This is a genomic window from Rhodococcus huquni, assembly GCF_055231055.1.
In genome coordinates this window covers 372581-396180 of record NZ_JBUYWE010000001.1, presented here as the reverse complement: position 1 = coordinate 396180, position 23600 = coordinate 372581, and the positions used below count along the sequence as shown (strand labels likewise).

Sequence of the window (23600 nt, the reverse complement as noted above, 5' to 3'; positions counted from 1 at the left end):
TCTCGGCACGTCACCTGCCGAGTTTCGCCACCAACTGTTGCACGACACGCGACGGACTGCGTCCGTCCGTTCTGATGCGAATCGTGGAAACCCTTCGATACAGCGGTCGACGCCGCCGCATCAGTTCTTCGTACTTCTTCTTGGGGTCGTCGCCGACCAACAACGGCCTTGCCGTGTTGTTCCCAGTACGTTTGAGTCCCTCGGCGACACTGATCTCCAGATAGATCACCGTATGCCCCCGAAGTAGCGACCGCGTCCGGTCGGACAGGATCGCACCACCACCGAGTGAGACGATGCCCGTCTCGCTCTCGACGGCCCTGGCGACCATCTCTTCTTCCATCGCACGAAAAGCGGGTTCGCCGTCCTGCGCGAAGATGTCCTTGATGACTCGCCCGGATTCCTTCTCGATCGCCGCATCGGTATCGAACAGCGATAGATCCAGTGCCTGCGCGAGCCGTCGACCGATGGTCGACTTACCTGCGCCCGGCGGACCGACGAGCACGGCGACGGGTGCCATCTGTCACCGCGGCGGACGGGCAGCGATGCCGTCGCGGTAACGCCGGTAGTTGTCCGTGGTCTCGGCGATCGAATCGCCACCGAACTTCTCGAGAGCCGTCTGGGCGACGACGAGTGCGACCATCGCCTCGGCCACGACGCCCGCTGCGGGCACCGCACAGACATCGGATCGCTGGTGAATGGCGACGGCTTCCTCACCGGTGGACATGTCCACCGTTGCCAGCGCCCTCGGCACCGTGGAGATCGGCTTCATCGCGGCACGGACACGCAGTGCCTCGCCGTTGGTCATTCCGCCTTCGATGCCACCAGCCCGGTTGGTGGAACGCTCGATGCCGTCCGGCCCGGGAAGAATCTCGTCGTGTGCCTGGCTGCCGCGACGTCTGGCGGTCTCGAAACCGTCTCCCACCTCGACGCCCTTGATGGCCTGAATTCCCATGAGCGCCGCGGCAAGTCGCGAGTCCAACCGCTCCGCACCCGACACGAACGACCCGATTCCCACCGGCAACCCGTGCACGACCACCTCGACCACACCGCCGAGGGTGTCGCCGTCCTTCTTCGCGGACTCGATCTCGCTGATCATCGATTCTTCGGCCGCCTTGTCGAAGGCGCGGACCGGGCTCGCATCGATCGCGTCGAGGTCACCGGCCACCGGCTCGGGGCCGACGTACGGCTCGGATGCACCGATGGAGACCACGTGGGACAACACCTCGACACCGAATACCTGGCGCAGGAATCCGCGTGCGACCGTGGCAGCCGCGACCCTGGCCGCAGTCTCCCGAGCACTCGCACGCTCGAGCACCGGCCTGGCGTCGTCGAACCCGTACTTGAGCATCCCCGAGTAGTCGGCATGACCGGGACGCGGGCGCGTGAGAGGCGCGTTGCGCGCCTGGTCGGCCAGCTCGGCCGGATCGACCGGGTCCGCTGACATGATGGTTTCCCACTTGGGCCACTCGGTGTTGCCCACCTCGATGGCGACGGGACCGCCGAGCGTGCGCCCGTGACGGACGCCGCCCACGATGGTGACCTTGTCGGCCTCGAACTTCATCCGCGCCCCACGCCCGTATCCGAGGCGACGGCGCGCAAGTTGAGTAGAGATGTCCTCGGACGTCACCTCGACGCCCGCGACCATCCCCTCGAGCATCGCAACGAGGGCGGGACCATGAGATTCTCCGGCAGTTATCCAGCGCAGCACACCAATATCCTTCCATGCCGCCCGCCGACAGTCGGACAGTGGTGCACGTCCCCTGCCCGCGCGGACCCACCCGATAGGTTCACACGGCAGCTGCGAGGACGGCAGACACGGTTGCCACACACATCGACGCGCCGTGCGGAAGAGACGACGACACCGGCCTCGAGCGGAACATTGCGAGGCCGATTCCCACGAATGCGGTGATCACCGGAGCCGCGACCGCCGCGGCGAGCCAGCACTCTGCGCCCCCGAACGCGGCGACGCCGCCCATACCGAACGCCAACTTCACATCACCGGCGCCGACCGAACCCGGTGCACAGGCGAACGCCGTCAGATACGGGGCCGCCAGCAGCACTGCCCCCGCGAGCGGCGTCATGACACTGCCGATGACGATGCCGTGGACGAGCGCCGCCGAGAAGCCGACTGCTGTCAGGACGTTCGGCAGCCGACGCACAGCGACGTCCGTCGCCCCGACGGCAATCGACCACCCGATCAGGACTGTGAGAGCCACCATCGATCCGAATGCCTCGGCAGTCACCTGATTGCCGGCACCCCACCAGCCGATACCGGCACACAGGACGCCACCGATCCACTCGCACCACCCGGCCGCGATCGTCTGCGGCGCCGTGAACCGATGCGCGCCGCACCGCGCCGCACGACCGATTCCGATGCCGACACCGAAGCCCCAGACGAGCCCGCACAACTGAATCCACCCCATGGCAGCGAGCATGCATGGCCATCCACACGTCACGACCACAGAAAACCAGGGCGAAAACACGCCTGTAGACGACCTCGCGGCCTGTGGACAAGTCAGTCCAGCGCCGCGCGCATCGCCTCTCTCGGAGCCGCCATCCCGGTAAACTGCGTCACCTGGCCGAACGCCTGGTTCAACAACATTTCGAGTCCGCCGATCACAGTGCCGCCCGCAGCGTGGACCGCTTCCGCAAGTGGCGTCGGCCAGGGATCGTAGATCGCGTCCAACACGAAAGGCGCCCGTCCGAGCGCATCGGCGTACGGCTGGGCACCTGCAGCAGGCACCGTGCTCACCAGTGCCGCACAGTCAGCCGTGACCGCACCGAGCTCCGGATCGTCCATTGCGACGAACCTCATGTCGAGGCCCGCGCTCGAGCCACATCGCATGGCGCCGTCCGCACGTTCTCGACTACGCGCGACGAGGGCTACCTGACGGGCACCCATTCCAGCCAACGCGATCAATGCCGGACGGGCTGTGCCTCCAGCGCCGACAACCACGGCCGATGCCCCCGTGAGGTCACCCACACCGCCCGCGATCAGTGCGCCTTCCACACCGTCGACGTCGGTGCAATCGGCGCGCCACCCGCGCTCCGTGCGCAGCAAGGTGTTCGCCGATCCGACCGCAACTGCGCGATCGGTGCGTTCGTCGGCGAAATCGAGAGCCGCCAACTTCCCCGGCATCGTGACCGACAGGCCCACCCATTCCGGACCGAGACTCGACACGAGCCCGGGCAGCTGCTCGGCGTCGCACTCGACTCGCTCGTACGTCCAGTCGGTCAGGCCCAGCGTCCGATACGCGGCCAGGTGAAGCTGCGGCGAACGAGAGTGCTCGATCGGACTCCCGAGGACCGCAGCTTTACGCCCACTGTCAGCGACCACTGGTCAGAATTCCGCTGTTGAGGGCCTGGTCGATGTTCGACAGATGTTCGTCGTAACTCTTGGTGAAAAGAGTCGTGCCCTCCGCATCGATCGTCACGAAGTAGATCCAGTCGCCGGGTTCGGGAGATTCCGTCGCCTCGAGCGCACCGATGCTCGGTGCAGCGATCGGTGTCGCCGGCAGACCTGGACTCGCGTAGGTGTTCCACGGGGTGACCTTCGCCCGGTCCGCATCGGTAGTGGCGAGCTCCGTGGTGTCGAGTGCGTAGTTCACCGTCGAGTCGAACTGCAGCGGCTGATCGACGGCCAACCGGTTGACGATGACCCGGGCCACCTTCGCGAAGTCGTCCGGCATGGCTTCGCGCTCGATCAACGACGCAGCAACCAACATCTTGTACGGCGTGAGTCCGACCGCGTCGCCGGCGGTACGGATACCCGTCTCCTCGTAGCTGGCGGCGCTCTGGGTCACGAGGTGCTTCAGAATCTCGGCGGGACTCGCACTCGGGTCGAAGTTCCAGCTTCCGGCGGCGATCAGACCCTCGAGCTGTCGATCGTGATCGGGGACGTTGGCGACCTCGGTCTTGGCCCAATCCGGCACCCCGAGCGAGTCCAGGTCGGTACTCGCGCCCGCCTTGTCCAAGTCGTCGTACGAAATGCAGGACTTCGTCTCGCCTGCACCTGTGCAGCTTGCTTCCGAGATCAGCGTGTAGATGCCCTTCTTCACAGCACCCGTCTGCACATCGCTGTTGTCGTGCAGCTGGCGACCTTCGGAGATCACCATCTGACCCACGCGGGAGGTCGGGTCGACCAACTGCGAGACCGCATCCACACCGGAAATCTCGGACGAGATGCTGTAGAAGCCCGGCTGCATCGAATTCATGCCCGTGTCCTGCACAGCGGCGTTGTAGAAAGCCGCCGAGCTCGCGACGACGCCCTTGTCGACCATCGACTCGGCTATCTCTTCTGCCGTATCGCCGGACTTGACCTCGACTACGACGTCGGGCCCGCCGGGGCCGGCGTAGTCGTCCGGAAGGTCCGGTCCGCCGAAGAACGCCTTACCTCCCACCACGACAAGACCTGCGAGTACGACGAGAACTACGGCGGCGGCCGCGAGACCGAACCACTTGCCCCGTCGGGCGCGGCGACCCTTCGCACTGCGGCGCCGAGACTGCGCCCTGGTTCCCGTCGCTGGAATCGCCTCGGGCTCCGGACGATCGAAGTCCGAGCCGGTCAGGTCGTCGTCAGCGCGTGCATCCTCGTACCCGGGGTCCCCGTAGCCTGCGTCTTCGTAGCGGGGACGCTCGTAGTACTCCGCATCGTGATAATCCGGCGCAGCATACCCGTCGCCGTACTGCGGGTCCTGGTATTGCGGGTCCCGGTATTGCGGGGTCTGATACCCGTCGTCCGCGTAATGATGCGATTGGTTCTGCTCGTCGTACGCCCCGCCCCCGGCATACGAGTCCTGGCCGTAGCCGCCGCCGGCATACGGATCCTGTCCATAGCCGTCTCCGTACCCGCCGTGCCCCGGCTCTTCGCGCTCCGCTGGTTGCGTGAAGCGAGACTCCGCGAACCGGCTCTCCACGAATCCGTCTTCGCCGAAGGGGCGTCTGTCGTCACTCACTCGCCGACCTCCGGCTGCTGATCTGCATCCCCGCCTGCATTCGTAGCCACACCCGATCTGCTCCGCTCGTCCAACCATCCCTGCAAGATCGCCACCGCCGCAGCCTGGTCGATGACCGGGCGTTGCCCTCTCGCACTGACACCACTTTCGCGAAGCGCCCGTGCCGCGGTCACGGTCGTCAGACGCTCGTCTGCCAGCCGTACCGGTATCGGATCCACCTGCCGACCCAATCGTTTCGCGAACGCCGCAGCGATCGAGGCAGCCTTTCCACGTTCACCTCGCAGCGTTTGCGGCAGACCGACGATAACCTCAACCGCCTCGTATTCCGCGACAATGGCGGCAATACGCCTGATGTCGGGCGCGTCGGGTCCGCGTTCCTTGGACCTCGGGACGGTTTCGACGGGCGTTGCCAGAATGCCGTCCGGATCGCAGGATGCAACGCCGATACGGACGCTTCCGACGTCGACACCTATGCGGCGACCACGGCCCGGATCGTCCTCGGACGGTCGATCCGGCCCGGCTTCGGGTATCGGCACCGCTACTTGTTCCCCACCAGTTCCGCGACCCGGCCACGCACCCCGTCCAGGGCCACTGCGATTCCGCTCGCGTCGGAGCCGGAGCCTTGCGCCATGTCCGCCTTGCCGCCGCCCCGGCCGCCGATCGCCGGTCCGAAGCTGGCGACGAGTTCGCCGGCCTTGACGCCCGCATCTTGCGCAGCCTTGTTGGCTGCCACGACGAAGGGCACCTTGCCGTCCACGTCACCGAACAGCACGACGACAGCGGGCTCGCTCCCTAGTCGGCCGCGCACGTCCTGGACGAGGGAGCGCAGGTCGTTGCCACCGACACCGGCAGGAGCGGGCTCCGCAACCAGTCGGACCGAACCGATCCGATGGGCCTTCTCCACGAACGACCCGGCCGAGGCAAGCACTGCCTGCGCCTTGGTCTGCTCGAGCTCCTTCTCCGCCACCTTCAAGCGATCCACAAGTGCTTCGACTCGGGCCGGTACCTCTTCCGAAGGAACCTTGAGGCTCGACGAGAGACCGGCGAGCAGGGCACGTTCCTTCGCCAGGTACCGGTAGGAGTCGAGGCCGACGTACGCCTCGACACGTCGCACTCCCGAGCCCACCGACTGCTCGCCGAGCAACGTGATGTTGCCGATCTGCGCGGAACTCGCCACGTGCGTACCGCCACACAGCTCCATCGAGAACGGTCCGCCGATCTCCACGACGCGCACCTCGTCCCCGTAGTTCTCGCCGAAGAGCGCCATCGCGCCCATCGACTTCGCCTTCTCGAGGTCGGTGACGAAAGTGTTGACGGCGTAGTTCTCGGCTACCGCCTCGTTCGCGACTGCCTCGATGTCCTGCTTCTGCGCGTCGGTCAGGGCGCCCTGCCACGAGAAGTCGAAGCGCAGGTAACCCGGCTTGTTCAACGAGCCGGCCTGGACGGCGTTGGATCCGAGCACCTCGCGCAGTGCCGCGTGGACCATGTGCGTGCCGGAATGCCCTTGGGTGGCGCCCTTGCGCCACTCCGAATCGACTTGAGCCAGCACGACATCACCCTCGGTGATCTGGCCTTCGCCGACCGTCACCTTGTGCACCCACAGCTGCTTCGCGATCTTCTGGACGTCGTTCACCTTCGCGCGCATTCCGGTGGCCGAGAGCGAACCCAGATCGGCGATCTGTCCGCCTGCCTCGGCATACAGCGGTGTGCGGTCGAGAACGATCTCCACGTTCTGTCCTGCCGTCGCGGCGGGCACTCGTTGCCCATCTGCCAGCACAGCGATCACATGCGCCTCGGACACCAGCTCGTCGAACCCGGTGAACTCGGTGGGGCCGCGGTCGAGCAACTCCTTGTAGACGGTGAGGTCGGCGTGGGCGTGCTTGCGCGCTTGCGCGTCGTCCTTTGCGCGCTTCCGCTGCTCCGCCATCAGTGCCCGGAATCCGTCCTCGTCGACGGACAGTCCGGCCTCGGAGGCCATCTCCAGGGTGAGATCGATCGGGAACCCGTAGGTGTCGTGCAACGCGAACGCCTGATCGCCGCCGATCACGCTCTTGCCCGACGCCTTCACGGTCTCGGCCGCGCCTTCGAACAACTTCGATCCGGAGCTGAGCGTCTTGAGGAACGCCGACTCCTCACCGACCGCCACGTTCTCGATGCGCTCGAAGTCCGTTGCGAGAACGGGGTAGGACTGTGCCATCGTGTCGCGGACGACGACCATGAACTCGCGCATGCTCGGTTTGTCGGCGCCGAGCAGTTTGGCCGAGCGCACGATGCGGCGCAGCAGACGACGCAGGACGTAGCCGCGGCCGTCGTTGCCCGGGTTCACGCCGTCCGAGATCAGCATCGCCGCGGTGCGCGCATGGTCGGCGATCACGCGGAAACGAATGTCCGATTCGTTGTCGTCGCCGTACTTGCGGCCGGAGAGCTCCTCCGCCTTCTGGATGACCGGGCGAACCAGGTCGGTTTCGTAGACGTTGTCGACACCTTGCAACAGGAAAGCGACACGCTCGACGCCCATGCCCGTGTCGATGTTCTTCCTCGGCAGCGGACCCAGGATCTCGTAGTCGTCCTTGCTGGTTCCGAGGCCGCGCTCGTTCTGCATGAACACGAGATTCCAGATCTCGATGTAGCGATCCTCGTCGGCCTCGGGTCCACCCGGCGCACCGTATTCGGGTCCACGGTCGTAGTAGATCTCGGAGCACGGACCACAGGGGCCGGGGATTCCCATCGACCAGTAGTTGTCGGCCATGCCACGGCGCTGAATTCGAGTTTCGGGGACACCGACCTCGTCGCGCCAGATGTCGCGCGCCTCGTCGTCGTCGAGGTAGACGGTCACCCAGACTCGTTCCGGATCGAAACCGTAGCCACCGTCGTCGACCGAATCGGTCAGCAACGACCATGCGTTCTTGATCGCTGCACGCTTGAAGTAGTCACCGAACGAGAAGTTGCCCGCCATCTGGAAGAACGTGTTGTGGCGCGTGGTGATCCCGACGTTTTCGATGTCGAGGGTGCGGACGCACTTCTGCACGCTCGTGGCAGTCGCGTAGGGCGGCGTCTGCTGGCCGAGGAAGAAGGGGACGAACTGCACCATGCCGGCATTCACGAAAAGCAGATTCGGGTCGTCGAGAAGCAGCGAGGCGCTGGGCACCTCGGTGTGGCCGGCCTTGACGAAATGGTCGAGAAATCGCCGACGAATCTCGTGAGTCTGCACGTCTGGTCCTTCACATATGGACGGATGGGGCAATCGACGACACCGCAGGTGCAGGTGCGCCGACCGTCCTTCAGCTTATAGGCCCGTCACAACTCGGTTGTTCAGCCCCGGACGATGCGACGCAGCTTCGGAACGCGCTGGGAAAGCTCGCGCTCCCCGCCGTGGTTGGTCGGCTCGTAATAGTCGACGCCGACCAGCTCGTCCGGCGGGTACTGCTGAGGGAGTACTCCGTCCTGGTGACTGTGTGGATAGCGGTATCCCACGGCGTTGCCCAGCGCTTCTGCGCCTTTGTAGTGGCCGTCGCGCAGGTGGGGCGGGACCAGGCCCGATTTTCCGGCCGACACGTCGGCCATCGCTGCCCCCAGCGCAGCGATGACGGCACCGGATTTGGGTGCCGTGGCCAGGTGAATCGTTGCCTGCGCCAGGGCGAGGCGCGCCTCCGGCATGCCGATCAGCTGCACGGCCTGCGCGGCCGCAGTCGCGGTCTGGAGTGCGGTGGGGTCCGCCATGCCGATGTCTTCGCTCGCATGAACGACGAGACGCCTGGCGATGAATCGTGGATCCTCACCGGCCGTGATCATCCGTGCCAGGTAGTGCAGCGCAGCATCCACATCGGATCCGCGGATGGACTTGATGAAGGCACTGATCACGTCGTAGTGCTGATCGCCGTCGCGGTCGTACCGGACGGCAGCCTTGTCCACACTTTCCTCGACCGTCTCGAGGTCCACGACGGCCGGCTCGGCTCCGCCACGATCCAGGGCGCTTCCCGCAGCCGCTTCGAGCGCCGTCAATCCTCGTCGCGCGTCCCCCGACGCCAGCCGAACGAGATGCTCGAGCGCTTCGTCCGTGATTGTGACCGCGCCGTTCAGTCCCCGCTCCTCGGTTCGCGCCCGCTCGATGACCTCTCTGATGTCCTCGGAAGTCAGAGACGTCAACTGCAGTACGAGTGAGCGAGACAACAGCGGCGACACCACGGAGAACGAGGGGTTCTCGGTGGTCGCGGCGACCAGAAGGACGACGCGGTTCTCCACGGCCGAAAGCAGGGCATCCTGCTGTGTCTTCGAGAAGCGGTGCACCTCGTCGATGAACAGGACCGTCTGCTCGCCCGCCAGCAGTCGCCGCCTGGCGAGTTCGATGACTCCGCGGACTTCCTTCACTCCGGCGGAGAGCGCCGACAAGGCTTCGAACTTTCGGCCGGTGGCGCCCGAGATCAACGACGCGAGTGTGGTCTTGCCGGTGCCGGGGGGACCGTAGAGAAGTACCGACGCGGCACCCGAACCCTCGACCAGTCGACGCAGCGGAGCACCCTGTCCGAGTAGATGTTGCTGACCCACAACCTCGCCGAGCGTGCGTGGGCGCATGCGCACGGCGAGCGGTGCGTCGTGTACTCGAGTACGAGCCGCGGCGGCCTCGTGTAGAGGTGCGGGTTCGACGTCGGCCGCGTCGTCGCTCAGTTCCGAACCGAAGAGATCGCTCACCCGTTCGACGCTACCGTGTCGCGCACCCGGTGGCTCCGACAGGAGATTCTCCTGACTTGCAGCCCGACGATTGAACATTCGGTGAACTTGCCTCGATGGACCGAGTCGGAGTTGAACGGATGACCGACTCGAGTTCTGATCTACGGGTGACCACAGAGCGACAGCCCATCATCCGGAGGCCCGAAGAATTTTCTGTCCGCCGTCGGACAGTGCTTCGGGCGGGCGCCACGGTCGCCGGAGTCGGCATCGCGGCCGGAGCCACGACCCTCCGCGGGGCCACTGCCGGAGCACAACCGGCTGGCGGTACCCCACGATTCGCGCACGGCGTCGCTTCCGGAGATCCGCTGCCGGACGCGGTGATCCTGTGGACTCGCATCTCCCCTACCCCCGACGCGACACCGGGTTCCGGTGTCGGCCCGAACCTCGCAGTGACGTGGGAAGTCGCCACGGATGCGGAGTTCGCGAACGTCGTGCGCTCGGGTTCCGTCGACGCATCTCCGGCGTCCGACCACACTGCGAAGGTCGACGTGACCGGGCTGTCACCGAGTACCGGCTACCACTACCGATTCGTGTCCGAGGGGCAGACGTCGCCGACCGGGATCACCCGTACGGCGCCCGCACTGGACGCCGACCTCGATCGGCTTCGATTCGGTGTGGTCTCGTGCTCGAACTGGGAAGCAGGCTACTTCGGGGCCTATCGTCACCTCGCAGCTCGCGGCGATCTGGACGCGATCATTCATCTGGGCGACTACATCTACGAGTACGGGACCGGCGAGTTCGCGGCCGGGTCGAAGGTGATCCGTACGCACGAGCCGGCTCACGACATCGTCACCCTTGCGGACTACCGGCAGCGGCACGCGCAGTACAAGACCGATCCCGACCTCGCGGCATTGCACGCGAAGCTTCCATGGATCGTCACGTGGGACGACCACGAGACCGCCAACGACGCATACGACGGCGGCGCGGAGAATCACGACCCGGCAACGCAGGGCGCGTGGCAGGACCGGCGCGCCGCTGCCATGCAGGCATACCTGGAATGGATGCCGGTGCGGGCCGGCGGGACCACGTCTAAGCCTCACCTCTACCGACGCCTGCAGTTCGGCAACCTGATGGAACTCTCGATGCTCGATCTCCGCTCGTATCGCAGCAAGCAGGTGTCGCCGGTCTCGCACGAGGCCGATGCAACCGAGCGGTCCATCACCGGACCGGAGCAGATGGAGTGGCTCCGAAAGGGTCTGGTGTCCGCGGACGCCAAGTGGAAGGTGATCGGCAACCCGGTGATGATCACGCCGTGCCTGTTCCCGCCGCTCGAGCCGCGGACCACCGCGGCTGTCACCGAAATGCTCGGAGTACCGGCCGGTGGTATCCCGTACAACGCCGACCAGTGGGACGGCTACACAGCCGACCGCAGGACCTTGTTCGACGCGCTTCTCGCCAGCGATGTGCGCAATGCCGTGTTCATCACCGGCGACATTCATTCTTCGTGGGCCTGCGACCTCCCCGTCGATCCCGCCAACTATCCGGCATCGCCCACGGTCGGCGCCGAGCTGGTGGTTCCGTCGGTCACGTCGGACAACGTCGACGACATCGTGGGGGTCCCGCCGCGGACGGTCGCCGTCGCGGCCGAGGAAGCTTTCAAAGCAGCGAATCACCACATCAAGTACGTGGAACTCGATTCGCACGGTTACGCCGTGCTCGAGGTGAACAGACAAGCGGCGCAGATGGACTGGTACTACCTCGACGACCGCACGAATCCTGCGACCGGTGTGCGCCGCGCCGTCGGCTACCGCGTCGGTGCCGACGGCAGCCGGGTCGAAGTCGCTCCGCCGCTCACCTGACACACCCTGACCAGCACCTCACCCCTCACCGATCGGATGCCCATGACGTCTCGCCAGCCGAACCGCCGCCAAGTCCTCATCGGAAGTGGTGTCGCGCTGACGGCGGGTGTACTCGCCGGTCCACCGCGCGCGTTCGCCGCACCCGCGTTGCCCGATATCGACGTTCACGTACTCGTGATCGACGGTATGCGCCCGGACGAGCTCACCTCCGACCTGACTCCGACGCTCACCCGCCTCGCAGCCGAGGGCACCACCTACTCGGATGCCTCGGCCATCATGGTCGCGGAGACTCTTCCCAACCACGCCGCAATGATGACGGGCGTGCTGCCGTCGCGCAGTGGGGTGCCGTCCAATGCGATCTTCGATCCCGAAGAGGGTGACACCCGCGATCTCGATCGCCCGACCGATCTGCAGACATCCACCGTTCTCGATCGGGTGCGCGACGAACTCGGGTTGGTCACTGCCAGTGTCCTGTCCAAGAGATACCTTCACGGCCTGTTCGGTGACCGCGCCTCGGTGGTGTGGGATCCGGCGCCGTTGATGCCCGGCACCGAACATGCCCCCGACATCTACACGATGCGCGCCCTCATCGACACGATCGAGCGGCACGCTCCCCGTCTGACGTTCACCAACCTCGGCGACGTCGACCGCGTCGGCCATCTCGATCTGTCCGGGGTGTCGCTGCGTATCGCCCGGACCGAGGCTCTTCGCAACACGGACAGGCAGGTCGAGAAGTTCGTCGCGCACCTACGCGACACGGGCGCGTGGTCGCGATCCGTGGTCATCGTGTTGGCAGATCACTCGATGGACTGGTCGGAGCCTGCGAAGTTGATCGGACTGACCCGCCCGCTCAACGCCGACCCGCTGCTGGAGGGGAAGGTGGAGATCTGCCAGAACGGCGGAGCCGACCTCATCTACTGGACCGGGGAACCCGCCGAACACGACGCCGCCGTGGCCCGTATCCGTCAGATCGTGGAGGGTCTCGACGGAGTCGAGTCGACAGCTCTGCCCGCGGACTTCGATCTGGGATCACGAGCAGGTGACGTCGTCGCGTTCTGCCATCCCGGCTGGCGTTTCAGCGATCCCACGCCACTGTCGAATCCCATTCCGGGCAACCATGGGCATCGTTCGACGCTACCGATTCCGTTCTTCGTGTCCGGTGGCCATCCCCAGGTCGCCGCCGGAAAGACAGTTTCGGAGGGGGCACGCACGATCGACGTCGCGCCGACGGTCGCAGCTCTGTTCGGCTTACGTGCGCCGAACGGCGGCTGGGACGGCAAAGCCAGAATGCAGGCCTTCAGCCTGCGGTAAGTGCAAGCTGGTCCGCGACGGCGCGGGCGTGATCGGCGATCACCGTGTTGCCTGCGCTCGCTGCCGATCGGGCCAACTGCTCCCACCGACGGTGCAGCGCGACGGTGCGCGGGACCGAAAGTGCATGCTCCCGGACGGCCGCGATACGGGTGTGGTTCTCGGGCATGAACAGGTACGTGCTGATCCACACCCAGATCAACTGAGCTTCGACCACCCGCGCCGCAAGAACGGAGTCGTCCGCCAGCGTCGGCCACATACCGACCACTTCGGCACGCCAGGCCTCGATCATGGCCTGTGTGCGTTCTTCGGAGAGGTCGATGCTGCACAGGCAGCCGGGGAACGACACCAGCGCGTACGCCACGTCGAGCATTGCATCGCGGAATCCGCCCCATTCGTAATCGAGGAAGCGGACGCCTTCGTCGTTGACGATGATGTTGTCCGGGCAGAGATCGGAGGGACTGAACGCACGGAACCGTCCGCTCTCGAACAGTTTGGCGGCCTGTGCGATCTGCACCTCGACCTCCTCGGACACCTCGACGCCGAGGTGCTCTGCCAACAGGGCTGGAACCTGAGGAACAGCTTTGTCGACCTGCTGCGAAATGTAGTCGTCGCACTGTGCGACGTCGGCGCGCCGCAACAGGGCCGTGAAGTCTTCTTCGCGGCCCACCGTCGCCGCGTGCATCCGCCCCAGAGCCTGCGCAGTCGCCATCAGCGTGTTGGTGGCGGTGTCCGAATCGGAGCGCTCCAGGAGGTGACTGATCGACGTGGAATCACCCAGGTCGCTCAGCACCAGGAGCCGCGCCTCCAGATCGGAGGCGATCAGCTCCGCGCCCGGGCGCACATCGGTGTGCAGAGCCGTGGCGAACTGGTACGACACCGCCTCGCGGAGGAAGGCACTGTTCGAATCCCCGGCGAGTGGGTCCGCGTCGAACAGGGGTGAGTCCGCATCGTGCGCGTCTTCACGAACCTGCTTGACGATGAGAGTGCGAGGCAGCGAGAACGGATTTTCCGCAACCCGCACCCGCAGCACGATCGTCCGCCCACTACCCCCGAGATCCACCGGATCCGCCAAGGTCACCGGTGCGCCGGTGCGGCGAGTAAGCAGCTTCTCGGCTGCCGCAACGACCTCGGACACAGGGTCTGCCAGAATTGCGATCATCGGCTACCAACCTACCCGTTCGTGACGCACGTCATCGACCTTCCCTCGCCGCGTTGCGGACTCCGGGTCGTCTCACGGCATCAACGGGATGTGGAGTCCCCCACATCGTTCGGCTCGGCTACCTCTCCGACCTCGGTCGTTCCAGCATCCCCCGAAGGCGCGGCCGCCGAGTCGTCCTTTCGTACCGGCTTGGCATCGATTCCGGATTCCTTGCGTTGCTGCTTCGTGATCGGAGCCGGCGCGTCGGTCAGTGGGTCCACGCCACCACCGGACTTCGGGAAGGCGATCACCTCACGGATCGAATCCACCCCGGCGAGCAGGGCGGTGATCCGGTCCCACCCGAATGCGATGCCGCCGTGCGGCGGCGCACCGAATGCGAACGCATCGAGGAGGAAGCCGAACTTCTCCTGAGCTTCGTCCTCGGAGATGCCCATGACGGAGAACACGCGCTCCTGCACGTCCTTGCGGTGGATACGGATACTTCCGCCGCCGATCTCGTTTCCGTTGCAGACGATGTCGTAGGCGTAGGCGAGCGCCGAACCCGGATCGCTGTCGAAGGTGTCCATCGACTCGGGCTTCGGCGAGGTGAAGGCGTGGTGCACGGCCGTCCAGGCGCTGTAGCCGAGGGCGACGTCGCCGCTGGCGGTGGCATCCGCGGTGGGCTCGAACATCGGCGCGTCGACGACCCAGAGGAAGGCCCACGCGTTCTCGTCGATCAGCCCTTGCTTACGGGCGATCTCACCGCGGGCAGCACCCAGGAGAGCACGCATCGCCTTCGTCGGACCGGCGGCGAAGAAGATGCAGTCGCCGGGCTTCGCACCGACGTGGGCGGCGAGCCCCGCACGCTCGTCGTCGGACAGGTTCTTGGCGACCGGGCCGGCCAGCTCGCCGTCGTCCCCGACGAGGACGTAGGCAAGTCCCTTCGCCCCGCGCTGCTTCGCCCATTCCTGCCAGGCGTCGAGCTGACGGCGAGGCTGGCTCCCACCGCCGGGCATGACGACGGCACCGACGTACGGCGCACGGAACACACGGAACGGGGTCTCTGCGAAGTACTCGGTGCACTCGACGAGTTCGATGTCGAAGCGAAGGTCGGGCTTGTCCGAGCCGTAGCGACGCATCGCCTCGGCGTAGGTCATGCGCGGAATCGGTTCGGTGATCTCGTGGCCGACGAGGCGCCACAGCGAGGCGAGGATCTCCTCGGCCAGCAGGATCACGTCGTCCTGGCTGACGAAGCTCATCTCGATGTCGAGCTGGGTGAACTCGGGCTGACGGTCTGCACGGAAGTCTTCGTCGCGGTAGCAGCGCGCGATCTGGTAGTACCGCTCGATGCCGCCGACCATCAGCAGCTGCTTGAACAGCTGAGGGCTCTGCGGGAGCGCGTAGAAACTGCCTGGCTGCAGGCGGGCAGGCACCAGGAAGTCGCGTGCGCCCTCAGGGGTGGAACGGGTGAGCGTCGGAGTTTCGACCTCGATGAACTCGTGCTGAGCCAACACTCCGCGTGCGGCCGCGTTCACCTTGGAGCGCAACCGGATCGTCTGGCCGGGGCCCTCGCGGCGCAGGTCCAGGTAGCGGTACTTGAGGCGTGCCTCTTCGCCGGCCTGATCGTCGAGCTGGAACGGAAGCGGCGCGCTCTCGTTCAGGACCTCGAGCTCGGTGGCGTTGACCTCGATCGCACCGGTTGGGATCTCGAAGTTGCGGTTGCCCTGCGGGCGAACCTCGACGAGTCCCGTCACCTTCACGCAGTACTCGGCGCGGAGACGGTGAGCTTGCTCGGCTGCCGCACCCTCGCGGAACACGACCTGCGAGACCCCGGAGGCATCACGGAGGTCGATGAACACCACTCCGCCGTGATCGCGGCGCCTGGCAACCCACCCGGTCAGGGTGACGGATTGCTCGGCATGCTCGGGCCTCAGAGAACCGGCGAGATGTGTGCGCAGCACGAGATTCCTTTCGAAACATAAAGCAAGCAACTTTGTTGGCTGCGATCCTACGGAGACACATGGTCAGAGTGGAAACGCGCACCCGGTTCTTGTGGAAAGCTCGAGCAACCAGCGTTCGGTTCACCGAGGAGAAAGCGACCTGCCATGACCTTCAACGAGGGTGCCCAGATGGATCCAGGCCGGGTTTCGGTCGGGGGTGGACGCGGCGGAGGAGGCGGCAGGCTCGCGATGGGCGGCGGCGCCGGCGGCTTGGTCGTGCTCGTGCTTGCACTGCTTTTCGGCGGAGATCCGGGCAGCCTGCTCGGTGGTGTCAGCGGCAACACGGAGTACTCCGGTCAGTCCGGTGGCTCCAGCTTGGAGGGATGCCAGACCGGTGCCGACGCCAACCGTGACGTCAATTGTCGGGTGGCATTCACCGCGGAGAGTCTCGATGCGGTGTGGGGGCAGGAGTTGCCCACCCAGACCGGCACCGACTACGTCGAGCCGGGCATCACCTTGTTCTCCGGATCTGTCGCCACGGGGTGCGGCAATGCCACGAGCGAAGTGGGGCCGTTCTACTGTCCCGCCGATTCCACCGGCTACTTCGACACCAGCTTCTTCCAGCTTCTCGTCGACCAGTACGGGTCGAGTGGCGGACCATTGGCCCAGGAGTACGTCGTCGCCCACGAGGTCGGCCACCACATCCAGAACCAACTCGGCGACATCGGCCGTGCGCAGGCCGACCCGCAAGGCGCTGAGTCGGACGCGGTGCGTACCGAACTGCAAGCCGACTGTTACGCGGGCATCTGGGCGCACTATGCGGACAAGACCCCCGGGCCGGGCGGAGGCGAACCGATCCTGCAGCCACTCACCGAGCAGGACATCCGTGACGCCCTCTCGGCGGCATCGGCGGTGGGAGACGACCGCATCCAGCAGTCCGCGGGTGGCTCCGTGAATCCCGAGGGGTGGACGCACGGCTCCTCGGAACAGCGCCAGAGTTGGTTCCTCACCGGATACCGGACGGGTCAGGTCGACGCATGCAACACGTATTCGGCTCGCGACCTGGACAATCCGCCTGCACTGCGCTGAGACCGGCAGACCTCAGAAGAGCGTGAGAAGGTCCCCACGCGGCGAGCTCATCTGTTCTGGCTCGTTCGCGGGCTCCGGCTCCGGTCGATGCGACTCATGGCCGAGACCATGCCGCTCGATCAACGGATCGACTCGTCGCTTCAGCCACGCCTTGTATTCGGGACTCACGTAGGCGCCCCGGCCGTAGAGCTGGCGGTACTGCCGGATCAGGGCCGGATGCTCTTCTGCCAGCCAGCTGAGAAACCACCCCTTGGTACTCCCCCGCAGATGCATCGGAAAGGCCGTCACCGAGCCGCCGTCGGCATCCGCAATGGCACCGAGGAGTCCGTCCAGGTGGCGTTCGGAATCTGTGAGGAACGGGATGACCGGTGCGACCATCACGTTGCACGGCAGGCCGGCATCCACCACCGCCCGGATCAGATCGAGCCGCGCCCGCGTGGACGGTACGCCCGGCTCGACCGACTTCCGTAGGTCTTCGTCGTGCACCGCGAGCGAGATCCCGATGCTCACGGGAACATGCTGCGCCGCCAGAGCGAGCAACGGCAGGTCGCGCCGCAGAAGAGTCCCCTTGGTGAGGATGGAAAAGGGCGTACGGGTGTCGACCAGTGCCCGAATCACGCCGGGCATCAGTCGGTATCGACCCTCGGCCCGTTGATACGGGTCGGTGTTGGTGCCGAGCGCGACGTGTTCGCGTCGCCACGACCTGCGCCCGAGCTCCTTCCTCAATACGGCAGCCACATTGGTCTTGACGACGATTTCCTTGTCGAAATCTGCTCCCGCATCGAGATCGAGGTATTCGTGGGTAGGCCGAGCGAAGCAGTACTTGCAAGCGTGCGAGCAGCCGCGAAACGTGTTGACCGTGTATCGGAACGGCAGCGCCGCCCCGTCCGGGACTTCATTGAGAGCGCTCTTGCAGAGGACTTCGTGAAAGGTGACGCCGTCGAAGTCCGGAGTGCGGATCGTCTCGACGAACTTCGAGCGGTCGTATCCGGGCAGCGCACCGTCGTCGACGCCTAACGTCTGCCCGTTCCATCGCATACCCCAATGCGAACATGTGTTCTAACGGCTGTCAACCGCGAGACCCGCTTCCGACTTGTATGGGTTCGCGGTCTCGCGACAGCGATTCGACCGGTTCTTGGCCCTCGAATACGCCCCGGACTCGATGTCGCCATCTGACCCATTACTGATCGGCCGGGGTCACGCGGTCCTCGACATCCCCTCCAGCGCCACAACGAAATGTTGGACCCCACGAACTGCGCGGCGCTAATACCTCACCGTCTGGAAATTTCCAGGAACAATAGAGATGTGCGTGCCAGTCGAAAGCCACTCCCCGCCAAATTAATCGTGGCAGGTCAGCCCGTCCTGTACGAGGGGCCCGCCACTCCAGTCGACTATGCCCCGAAGTCCGACCACATCCTTCATTCAGGCCATCCTGGACGCATCTTCGATTCAAGTCCCCAACACATTCGTGTCAATTGGTTCGGTTTCGAGAACGAACCGGTCAGCTTTGCCACTGGATACACCCGCAACGATTCAAGAACCTCCGTGCCGGGACTGGCGTTGAGCAGTGAGGCCGAGTACGCAGAGCTGACTCGCGCAATGATCTACATGCTTGTGGATCGTGAACCCGGATACGAGGACTTACGGGTCGGGGCACTGGTTCGGGCGACCACGGAATGGGTCTTCGACGACTGGTTGCCAGACGAGATCACGTCACGGGATCTGTCGGCAACGGCCGTACCGACGGGCCACTCGCAGTATTCACTTCACCTCGAGTCCGGTCTGGTCAATGCACTCGTATCGGATCCTCCGAGTTGGTTTCACGAAGGAAAGCTTTCAGTGACGGGCTGTCTCGAGTGGGATCGACACATGCGCGACGTCTACCCGAGCCTTGCGCAGGAAACCTACGGGCGCATCGTGTCGACAGGTGTGTTGATCCGAGTTCGAGCAGGAGGAGGGGTTCGCTACTCGGAGACGACCCATTCGCGACCAGCCGTCGACAGTGGGTCCGAACGAATCGCGTTCGACTGTGTCGGGCTGGCACCCATGAGGCATCAGTAGCCCGAACACACCATCGCTGTCGCCCCTTTCGACCACCGCGGCACGCCGTGCGGTACTCGCGTACCGATTGAGAAGCGGTGCGATAAAGTCCTTCCGAACGCTTACCACCTTGGGGGGTCAACTTGAGCGAACTATTCGTCGTCACCGACGGCATTCGGAACTACGGCAACACAGCGGCGCAGGCTGCGGAGCAGGTCGGCAGCGCGGGGGCGATCGATCTCGCTGCCAACCTTGCAGCACTCGCACCGGTTCTCGGCCCGATCGGCGCCGACTTCCTCGCGTCCTTCGCGAACGCGCAAACCACTCATGCCAAGTCCGTTGCCGAACTGGCGAATCACTACGCACAGACTGCGGTCGCCGCGCACACCGCTGCCGAGTCCTACGACTCCACCGATTCGAGCACGGGCTCCGCGCTCGGAACGGTCGGTCAGGGACTGGGAGGAGAGGTATGAGCGACCCGAATTCCACTCCCCCGCAAACGGTCATGGATCTCCTTCAGGGCGGCCCGGCCGCCGAGGTGCTCAACGCGCCGTTGCCGGCCACTCCCATGGAAGCACTTCAGAGTTCGCCACTCGGCCCGCTTTTGAACACGCCGGTGGACGGCGCCGCGCCTGCTGGTGGAGAGTTCCCGCAATTGCCGGAACTGCCGCCGCTGCCCTCGTTGCCGCCGCTGCCGCCCAACCCGATCGACGCGATCCTGCAGGGTCAGCCACTTCCCGGTCTGCCCGGAATCGACGAGTTGTTCAAGCCCCTCGCCGATCTCGCGGGATCGTTCGGAACCGGTTCACTCGGCGGGTTCGATCCGACGTCGATCCTGAGCGCTTCCTCCGGAATGATCGATCAGGCCATGTCGATGAGCATGAGCGGTCTGAAGGTTCTCGACCAGGTGTGGCAGAGCGACGCCGCCCAGCAGGCGCAGGCGCAGGGCCAACAGGCACAGACATCCGGCGCCGAACTCAGCGAACGCGGCCAGAACATTTCGACCACGACCCAGACGGCAGCCGCATCGGTCGCTCGTGGCAACGCCAATCTGGCCACCATTTCGGAGTCGTTCGCCGCCACCGCGACCGCGGCCGCACCGATGATTCTCACGCCACCCGGGCAGGCCATGCTTCTCGCATCGGCGGCCGAACACATGAAGGCCGCGATCGGCGTCGTGACCAACACGCGGACCGAGCTCAACGAACAGACGCTGACGATGAACGGACTTGCCTCCGAGGTACCCGTCCCGCCCGCACCGGCCGGCGGCGGCGCAGCTGCAGGCACTTCCCCGTTCTCCATCGCCAGTAGCGTCATCGAGAACGTCGGCCAGCCGATGATGTCCACCGTGACCGAGGGCATCGGTGAAATGGCGACCGCAAGCACTCAGGCGGCCGGCATCTCCGGCGACCTTCCGGGCGGCTCCGATTCGGCCGCAAGAACTTCTCCCTCGTCGACTGCCCATCTCGGCTCCGGCGGCGGCGGCGGTGGCGGCGGCGGTGCCGCTATGGCTGGTGGCGTCGGCGGCATGATGGCCGGCGGCGGCGCGGCAGCTGCAGGCGGCGGTGCCGCTGCGCGCACCCCCGGAATCGCCGCTCCCCCTGCACCCACACCCGGTTCAGCCGCTCCGGCTGCGCCCGGTGGCGGCAGTGGTGGGGCTTCAGCATCCACGCCCGGCGGCGCACCTATGGGCGGAATGGGTGGCATGGGCGCAATGGGTGCCGGCGCCCGCGGTGGCGGCGACGACGAATCGGGCCGCAGTACACCGAGTTACCTCGTCAACGCCGTCGACAAGAATGCGTTCGTCAGCGACCTGCCGATGGTTGCACCCTCGGTCATCGGTGGCGAAGACCTCGACGAGGATCCGTTCTCCGCACCCAACTGAACAAAGCCGTGACGAACGCGGTGCGACCTATGGGCGCACCGCGTTCGTCATGTCGAGAGCTCTGACACCTCGTGATCGGTGAGCGTGGTTCGGGGTGAACGGCCGGTCGACTTGACCAGTGCAACAGCCCGATAGAGCGGGCGCTCCGGCAGTCCTGCGCCACGAGCTTCGGCGCGCAACTGGTCGATGAGCACCGACGCGATCGCCACGGCCGCAACGGATTCACTGCGCGACAATGCATCTGCCAGGCCACGCAGTCCGAGGATCTCGAGCTCTCGTCCGCCGTCCTCGGTGTACAGCGCAACAGGCACGGCGACCGCTGCCGCAGGCGTCGTCACGCGCACGCTCACTTCACTGACTCGACCGGAGCGAACGAGAATCTCGGCGCCCACGGCAGAGCTCACGTCCACGTGCCGCTCCCGCAATCCTCCGGTCGATCGGATCACGTTGCCGTCCAGCGAAATTCCTCGCCGCAGTGCGACCAGGGCCGTGGTGGCGGTCGGAACAGCCACCACAACGAATACAGCGACGCCGATCCCTACGCTGGTGAACAGCGCGACGACGACTCCGACGACCAGCCCCAGTGCGACCGCGCCCGCCGCCACCTTCTTCAGACGCGGAGCGATCAGCGAGATCGGTACCAGGTCGAGAGAGACCCGAGGTTCTCCGTCAGACACCGACGATGGCCTTCACGTCGGCGACCACATCGGCGAGCGCCCGCGTTTCCTGCTCACCGTTTCCGAGGTTCTTCAGGACGATCGATCCCTCGGCGAGTTCGCGCTCCCCCAGCATCAACGCCACCTGCGCCCCCGAACGGTCGGCGAGCTTCATTCCCGCCTTCGCGCTGCGGTCGCCGTATGCAAGGTCCACCCGAATACCGGCGTCCCGCAGTTGCTTGGCGATCACCACGAGCTTCGCCTTGGCCTCGGATCCCAGCGGCACGCCGTACACCTCGCACCGCGCAGGCGTCGAAGCCGACTTACCTTCGGCAGCCAGCGCGAGAATGGTCCGGTCGACGCCCAGGCCGAACCCGATACCCGACAGCTCCTGCCCGCCGAGTTGAGCCATCAGACCGTCGTATCGTCCGCCACCACCGATACCGGACTGTGCACCGAGACCGTCGTGGACGAACTCGAACGTCGTTTTGGTGTAGTAGTCGAGCCCCCGCACCATCCGCGGATTCACCACGTAGGGAACACCGAGAGCGTCGAGATGTGCAAGTACCTCGTCGAAGTGAGCCTTCGCCGAGTCGGAGAGATGATCGAGCATCAACGGTGCATCTGCCGTCATCTCACGTACGGCCGGGCGCTTGTCGTCCAGGACGCGCAGCGGATTGATCTCTGCACGTCGCCGCGTGTCCTCGTCCAGCGGAAGGGCGAACAGGAACTTCTGAAGCTTCTCGCGGTACTGCGGACGGCACGTGTCGTCACCCAGCGAGGTGATCTCCAGGCGGAAGCCGTCGAGGCCCAGACCACGGAAGCCCGCGTCGGCAATGGCGATCACCTCGGCATCGAGCGCCGGATCGTCGACACCGATCGCCTCGACGCCCACCTGCTGAAGCTGGCGGTAGCGACCGGCCTGCGGACGCTCGTAACGGAAGAACGGTCCGTTGTAGCTGAGCTTGACCGGGAGTTGCCCCCGATCGAGACCGTGTTCGATCACCGCTCGCATCACACCCGCAGTGCCCTCGGGACGCAGCGTGACGGACCTGTCGCCCCGATCCGCGAAGGTGTACATCTCTTTGCTGACGACGTCCGTCGACTCACCGACACCGCGGGCGAACAGTCCGGTGTCCTCGAAGATCGGCAGCTCGATATGTCCGTAGCCGGCCAGCCGTGCAGCCCGGGTCAATCCGTCACGGACCGCAACGAATTCGACCGACTGCGGCGGCAGGTAATCGGGTACGCCCTTGGGGGCGGAAAAGGCGCTGGCTTTACTCACGATCGTCTAGTTTCCCTTGTTCGCGCTCTGCATGTCGAGCAGAAACGGATTCGACTGGCGCTCGGCGCCGATGGAGGTCGACCCACCGTGACCGGGCAGGACGGCCGTCGCGTCGGGCAACGGAAGCAATTTCTCGGCGATCGAGTCGAGCAATTGCTGATGGTTGCCGCCGGGGAGGTCCGAGCGCCCGACCGAGCCCTGAAAGAGCGTGTCGCCGGTCAAGGCGACGTCCAGCGGTCCGTCTTCGGTCTCGGCGACCGTCTGGAACACCACCGAGCCACCGGTATGGCCGGGGGTATGAATCACGGTGAACGTCATGCCCGCATGCTCGAGTACGTCCCCGTCGGACAGCTCCACCACCGTGTCCGGCTCGGAGAACTCGATTCCGTCGATGAGCTGCTTCATCTGCGGACCGATCCCCCGCCCAGGATCGGACAGCATGTATCGATCCTCCGGGTGGATGTATGCCGGCACTCCGTACTTGTCGCATACCGGCTTCACCGACCACACATGGTCGAGATGGCCATGCGTGAGGAGAACGGCAACAGGCGTCAGATTCGATTGCGTCAGGAATTCCACCAGCGGTTCCGTCGCATCCTGGCCGGGGTCGACAACCACGCATTCGGTGGTGTTCGGTAATGCGAGGATGTAACAGTTCGTCTGAAACATCCCGGCCGGAAATCCTGTGACGAGCACCAGTGTCGCTCCTAGTTGGTGGTTTCTCTACGGTCGATACAGCCTATGCTGCCGCCCCCGCAGCATCTTCTCAGGTTG

General features: G+C 65.5%; 20 protein-coding genes. 6 read left to right on the top strand and 14 right to left on the bottom strand.

Going from position 1 to position 23600, the window contains the following annotated elements; all coding sequences use genetic code 11:
* Positions 1 to 10 precede the first annotated feature (10 nt).
* The 8 genes from ACZI8R_RS01900 to ACZI8R_RS01865 form a co-directional block, all read right to left on the bottom strand.
* A complete protein-coding gene (locus ACZI8R_RS01900; protein WP_463377854.1) occupies positions 11 to 517 on the bottom strand; it encodes a shikimate kinase in 507 nt (168 codons plus the stop codon).
* A 3-nt stretch (positions 518 to 520) separates the two neighbouring features.
* Positions 521 to 1708, bottom strand: a complete 1188-nt coding sequence (gene aroC / locus ACZI8R_RS01895; protein WP_463377853.1) for a chorismate synthase — start codon at positions 1706 to 1708, stop codon at positions 521 to 523.
* Positions 1709 to 1787: 79 nt separating this feature from the next.
* Positions 1788 to 2423, bottom strand: a complete 636-nt coding sequence (locus tag ACZI8R_RS01890) for a prepilin peptidase (protein WP_463377852.1) — start codon at positions 2421 to 2423, stop codon at positions 1788 to 1790.
* A gap of 92 nt (positions 2424 to 2515) precedes the next feature.
* Entirely contained in the window at positions 2516 to 3337 is an 822-nt protein-coding gene (locus ACZI8R_RS01885) for a shikimate dehydrogenase (protein WP_463377851.1), read from the bottom strand.
* Complete coding sequence (locus ACZI8R_RS01880; RefSeq protein WP_463377850.1) at positions 3327 to 4955, bottom strand: endolytic transglycosylase MltG; 1629 nt, start codon at positions 4953 to 4955, stop codon at positions 3327 to 3329. The genes ACZI8R_RS01885 and ACZI8R_RS01880 overlap by 11 nt, the downstream gene beginning before the upstream one ends.
* Positions 4952 to 5491, bottom strand: a complete 540-nt coding sequence (gene ruvX, locus ACZI8R_RS01875; protein ID WP_463377849.1) for a Holliday junction resolvase RuvX — start codon at positions 5489 to 5491, stop codon at positions 4952 to 4954. Before ruvX ends, ACZI8R_RS01880 begins: the two co-directional genes overlap by 4 nt.
* 2 nt (positions 5492 to 5493) lie before the next feature.
* Positions 5494 to 8166: an alanine--tRNA ligase gene (gene alaS, locus ACZI8R_RS01870; RefSeq protein ID WP_463377848.1), complete on the bottom strand. Its 2673-nt coding sequence runs from the start codon at positions 8164 to 8166 to the stop codon at positions 5494 to 5496.
* A 101-nt stretch (positions 8167 to 8267) separates the two neighbouring features.
* A complete protein-coding gene (locus tag ACZI8R_RS01865; protein WP_463377847.1) occupies positions 8268 to 9644 on the bottom strand; it encodes a replication-associated recombination protein A in 1377 nt (458 codons plus the stop codon).
* A 146-nt stretch (positions 9645 to 9790) separates the two neighbouring features.
* Here ACZI8R_RS01865 and ACZI8R_RS01860 point away from each other — a divergent pair, with 146 nt between their 5' ends.
* Together ACZI8R_RS01860 and ACZI8R_RS01855 are read left to right on the top strand one after the other, a co-directional pair.
* Positions 9791 to 11482 (top strand): alkaline phosphatase D family protein, encoded by a 1692-nt coding sequence (locus ACZI8R_RS01860; protein ID WP_463377846.1) that lies wholly within the window; start codon positions 9791 to 9793, stop codon positions 11480 to 11482.
* A 36-nt stretch (positions 11483 to 11518) separates the two neighbouring features.
* Positions 11519 to 12793, top strand: coding sequence for an alkaline phosphatase family protein (locus ACZI8R_RS01855; protein ID WP_463377845.1), 1275 nt, complete (start codon positions 11519 to 11521; stop codon positions 12791 to 12793).
* Here ACZI8R_RS01855 and ACZI8R_RS01850 read toward each other — a convergent pair.
* Positions 12780 to 13952 (bottom strand): phosphotransferase family protein, encoded by a 1173-nt coding sequence (locus ACZI8R_RS01850; protein WP_463377844.1) that lies wholly within the window; start codon positions 13950 to 13952, stop codon positions 12780 to 12782. The two genes, ACZI8R_RS01855 and ACZI8R_RS01850, sit on opposite strands and share 14 nt — an antisense overlap.
* An 80-nt stretch (positions 13953 to 14032) precedes the next feature.
* Entirely contained in the window at positions 14033 to 15892 is a 1860-nt protein-coding gene (gene aspS / locus ACZI8R_RS01845) for an aspartate--tRNA ligase (RefSeq protein ID WP_463377843.1), read from the bottom strand.
* Between the two features lie 144 nt (positions 15893 to 16036).
* Here aspS and ypfJ point away from each other — a divergent pair, with 144 nt between their 5' ends.
* On the top strand, positions 16037 to 16960 hold the full coding sequence (gene ypfJ / locus ACZI8R_RS01840; protein ID WP_463377842.1) for a KPN_02809 family neutral zinc metallopeptidase: 924 nt from the start codon (positions 16037 to 16039) through the stop codon (positions 16958 to 16960).
* Positions 16961 to 16972: 12 nt separating this feature from the next.
* Here the strand turns inward: ypfJ and ACZI8R_RS01835 are convergent, their stop codons facing one another.
* The gene (locus tag ACZI8R_RS01835) at positions 16973 to 17998 is read right to left on the bottom strand and encodes an Rv2578c family radical SAM protein (RefSeq protein WP_463377841.1); all 1026 of its coding nucleotides are present in this window, start codon (positions 17996 to 17998) and stop codon (positions 16973 to 16975) included.
* A 507-nt stretch (positions 17999 to 18505) separates the two neighbouring features.
* On the opposite strand from ACZI8R_RS01835, the gene ACZI8R_RS01830 reads away from it, so the two are divergent.
* From ACZI8R_RS01830 to ACZI8R_RS01820, 3 genes are all read left to right on the top strand, one after another.
* Positions 18506 to 19021, top strand: coding sequence for a hypothetical protein (locus ACZI8R_RS01830; protein ID WP_463377840.1), 516 nt, complete (start codon positions 18506 to 18508; stop codon positions 19019 to 19021).
* A 122-nt stretch (positions 19022 to 19143) separates the two neighbouring features.
* The gene (locus tag ACZI8R_RS01825) at positions 19144 to 19473 is read left to right on the top strand and encodes a type VII secretion target (RefSeq protein WP_463377839.1); all 330 of its coding nucleotides are present in this window, start codon (positions 19144 to 19146) and stop codon (positions 19471 to 19473) included.
* The gene (locus ACZI8R_RS01820) at positions 19470 to 20885 is read left to right on the top strand and encodes a hypothetical protein (protein WP_463377838.1); all 1416 of its coding nucleotides are present in this window, start codon (positions 19470 to 19472) and stop codon (positions 20883 to 20885) included. The genes ACZI8R_RS01825 and ACZI8R_RS01820 overlap by 4 nt, the downstream gene beginning before the upstream one ends.
* A gap of 47 nt (positions 20886 to 20932) precedes the next feature.
* Here the strand turns inward: ACZI8R_RS01820 and ACZI8R_RS01815 are convergent, their stop codons facing one another.
* The 3 genes from ACZI8R_RS01815 to ACZI8R_RS01805 are packed head-to-tail and all read right to left on the bottom strand — an operon-like array spanning position 20933 to position 23522.
* Positions 20933 to 21562: a hypothetical protein gene (locus ACZI8R_RS01815; RefSeq protein ID WP_463377837.1), complete on the bottom strand. Its 630-nt coding sequence runs from the start codon at positions 21560 to 21562 to the stop codon at positions 20933 to 20935.
* On the bottom strand, positions 21555 to 22826 hold the full coding sequence (gene hisS, locus ACZI8R_RS01810; protein WP_463377836.1) for a histidine--tRNA ligase: 1272 nt from the start codon (positions 22824 to 22826) through the stop codon (positions 21555 to 21557). Before hisS ends, ACZI8R_RS01815 begins: the two co-directional genes overlap by 8 nt.
* A 6-nt stretch (positions 22827 to 22832) precedes the next feature.
* A complete protein-coding gene (locus ACZI8R_RS01805) occupies positions 22833 to 23522 on the bottom strand; it encodes an MBL fold metallo-hydrolase (protein ID WP_463377835.1) in 690 nt (229 codons plus the stop codon).
* Positions 23523 to 23600: the final 78 nt, after the last annotated feature.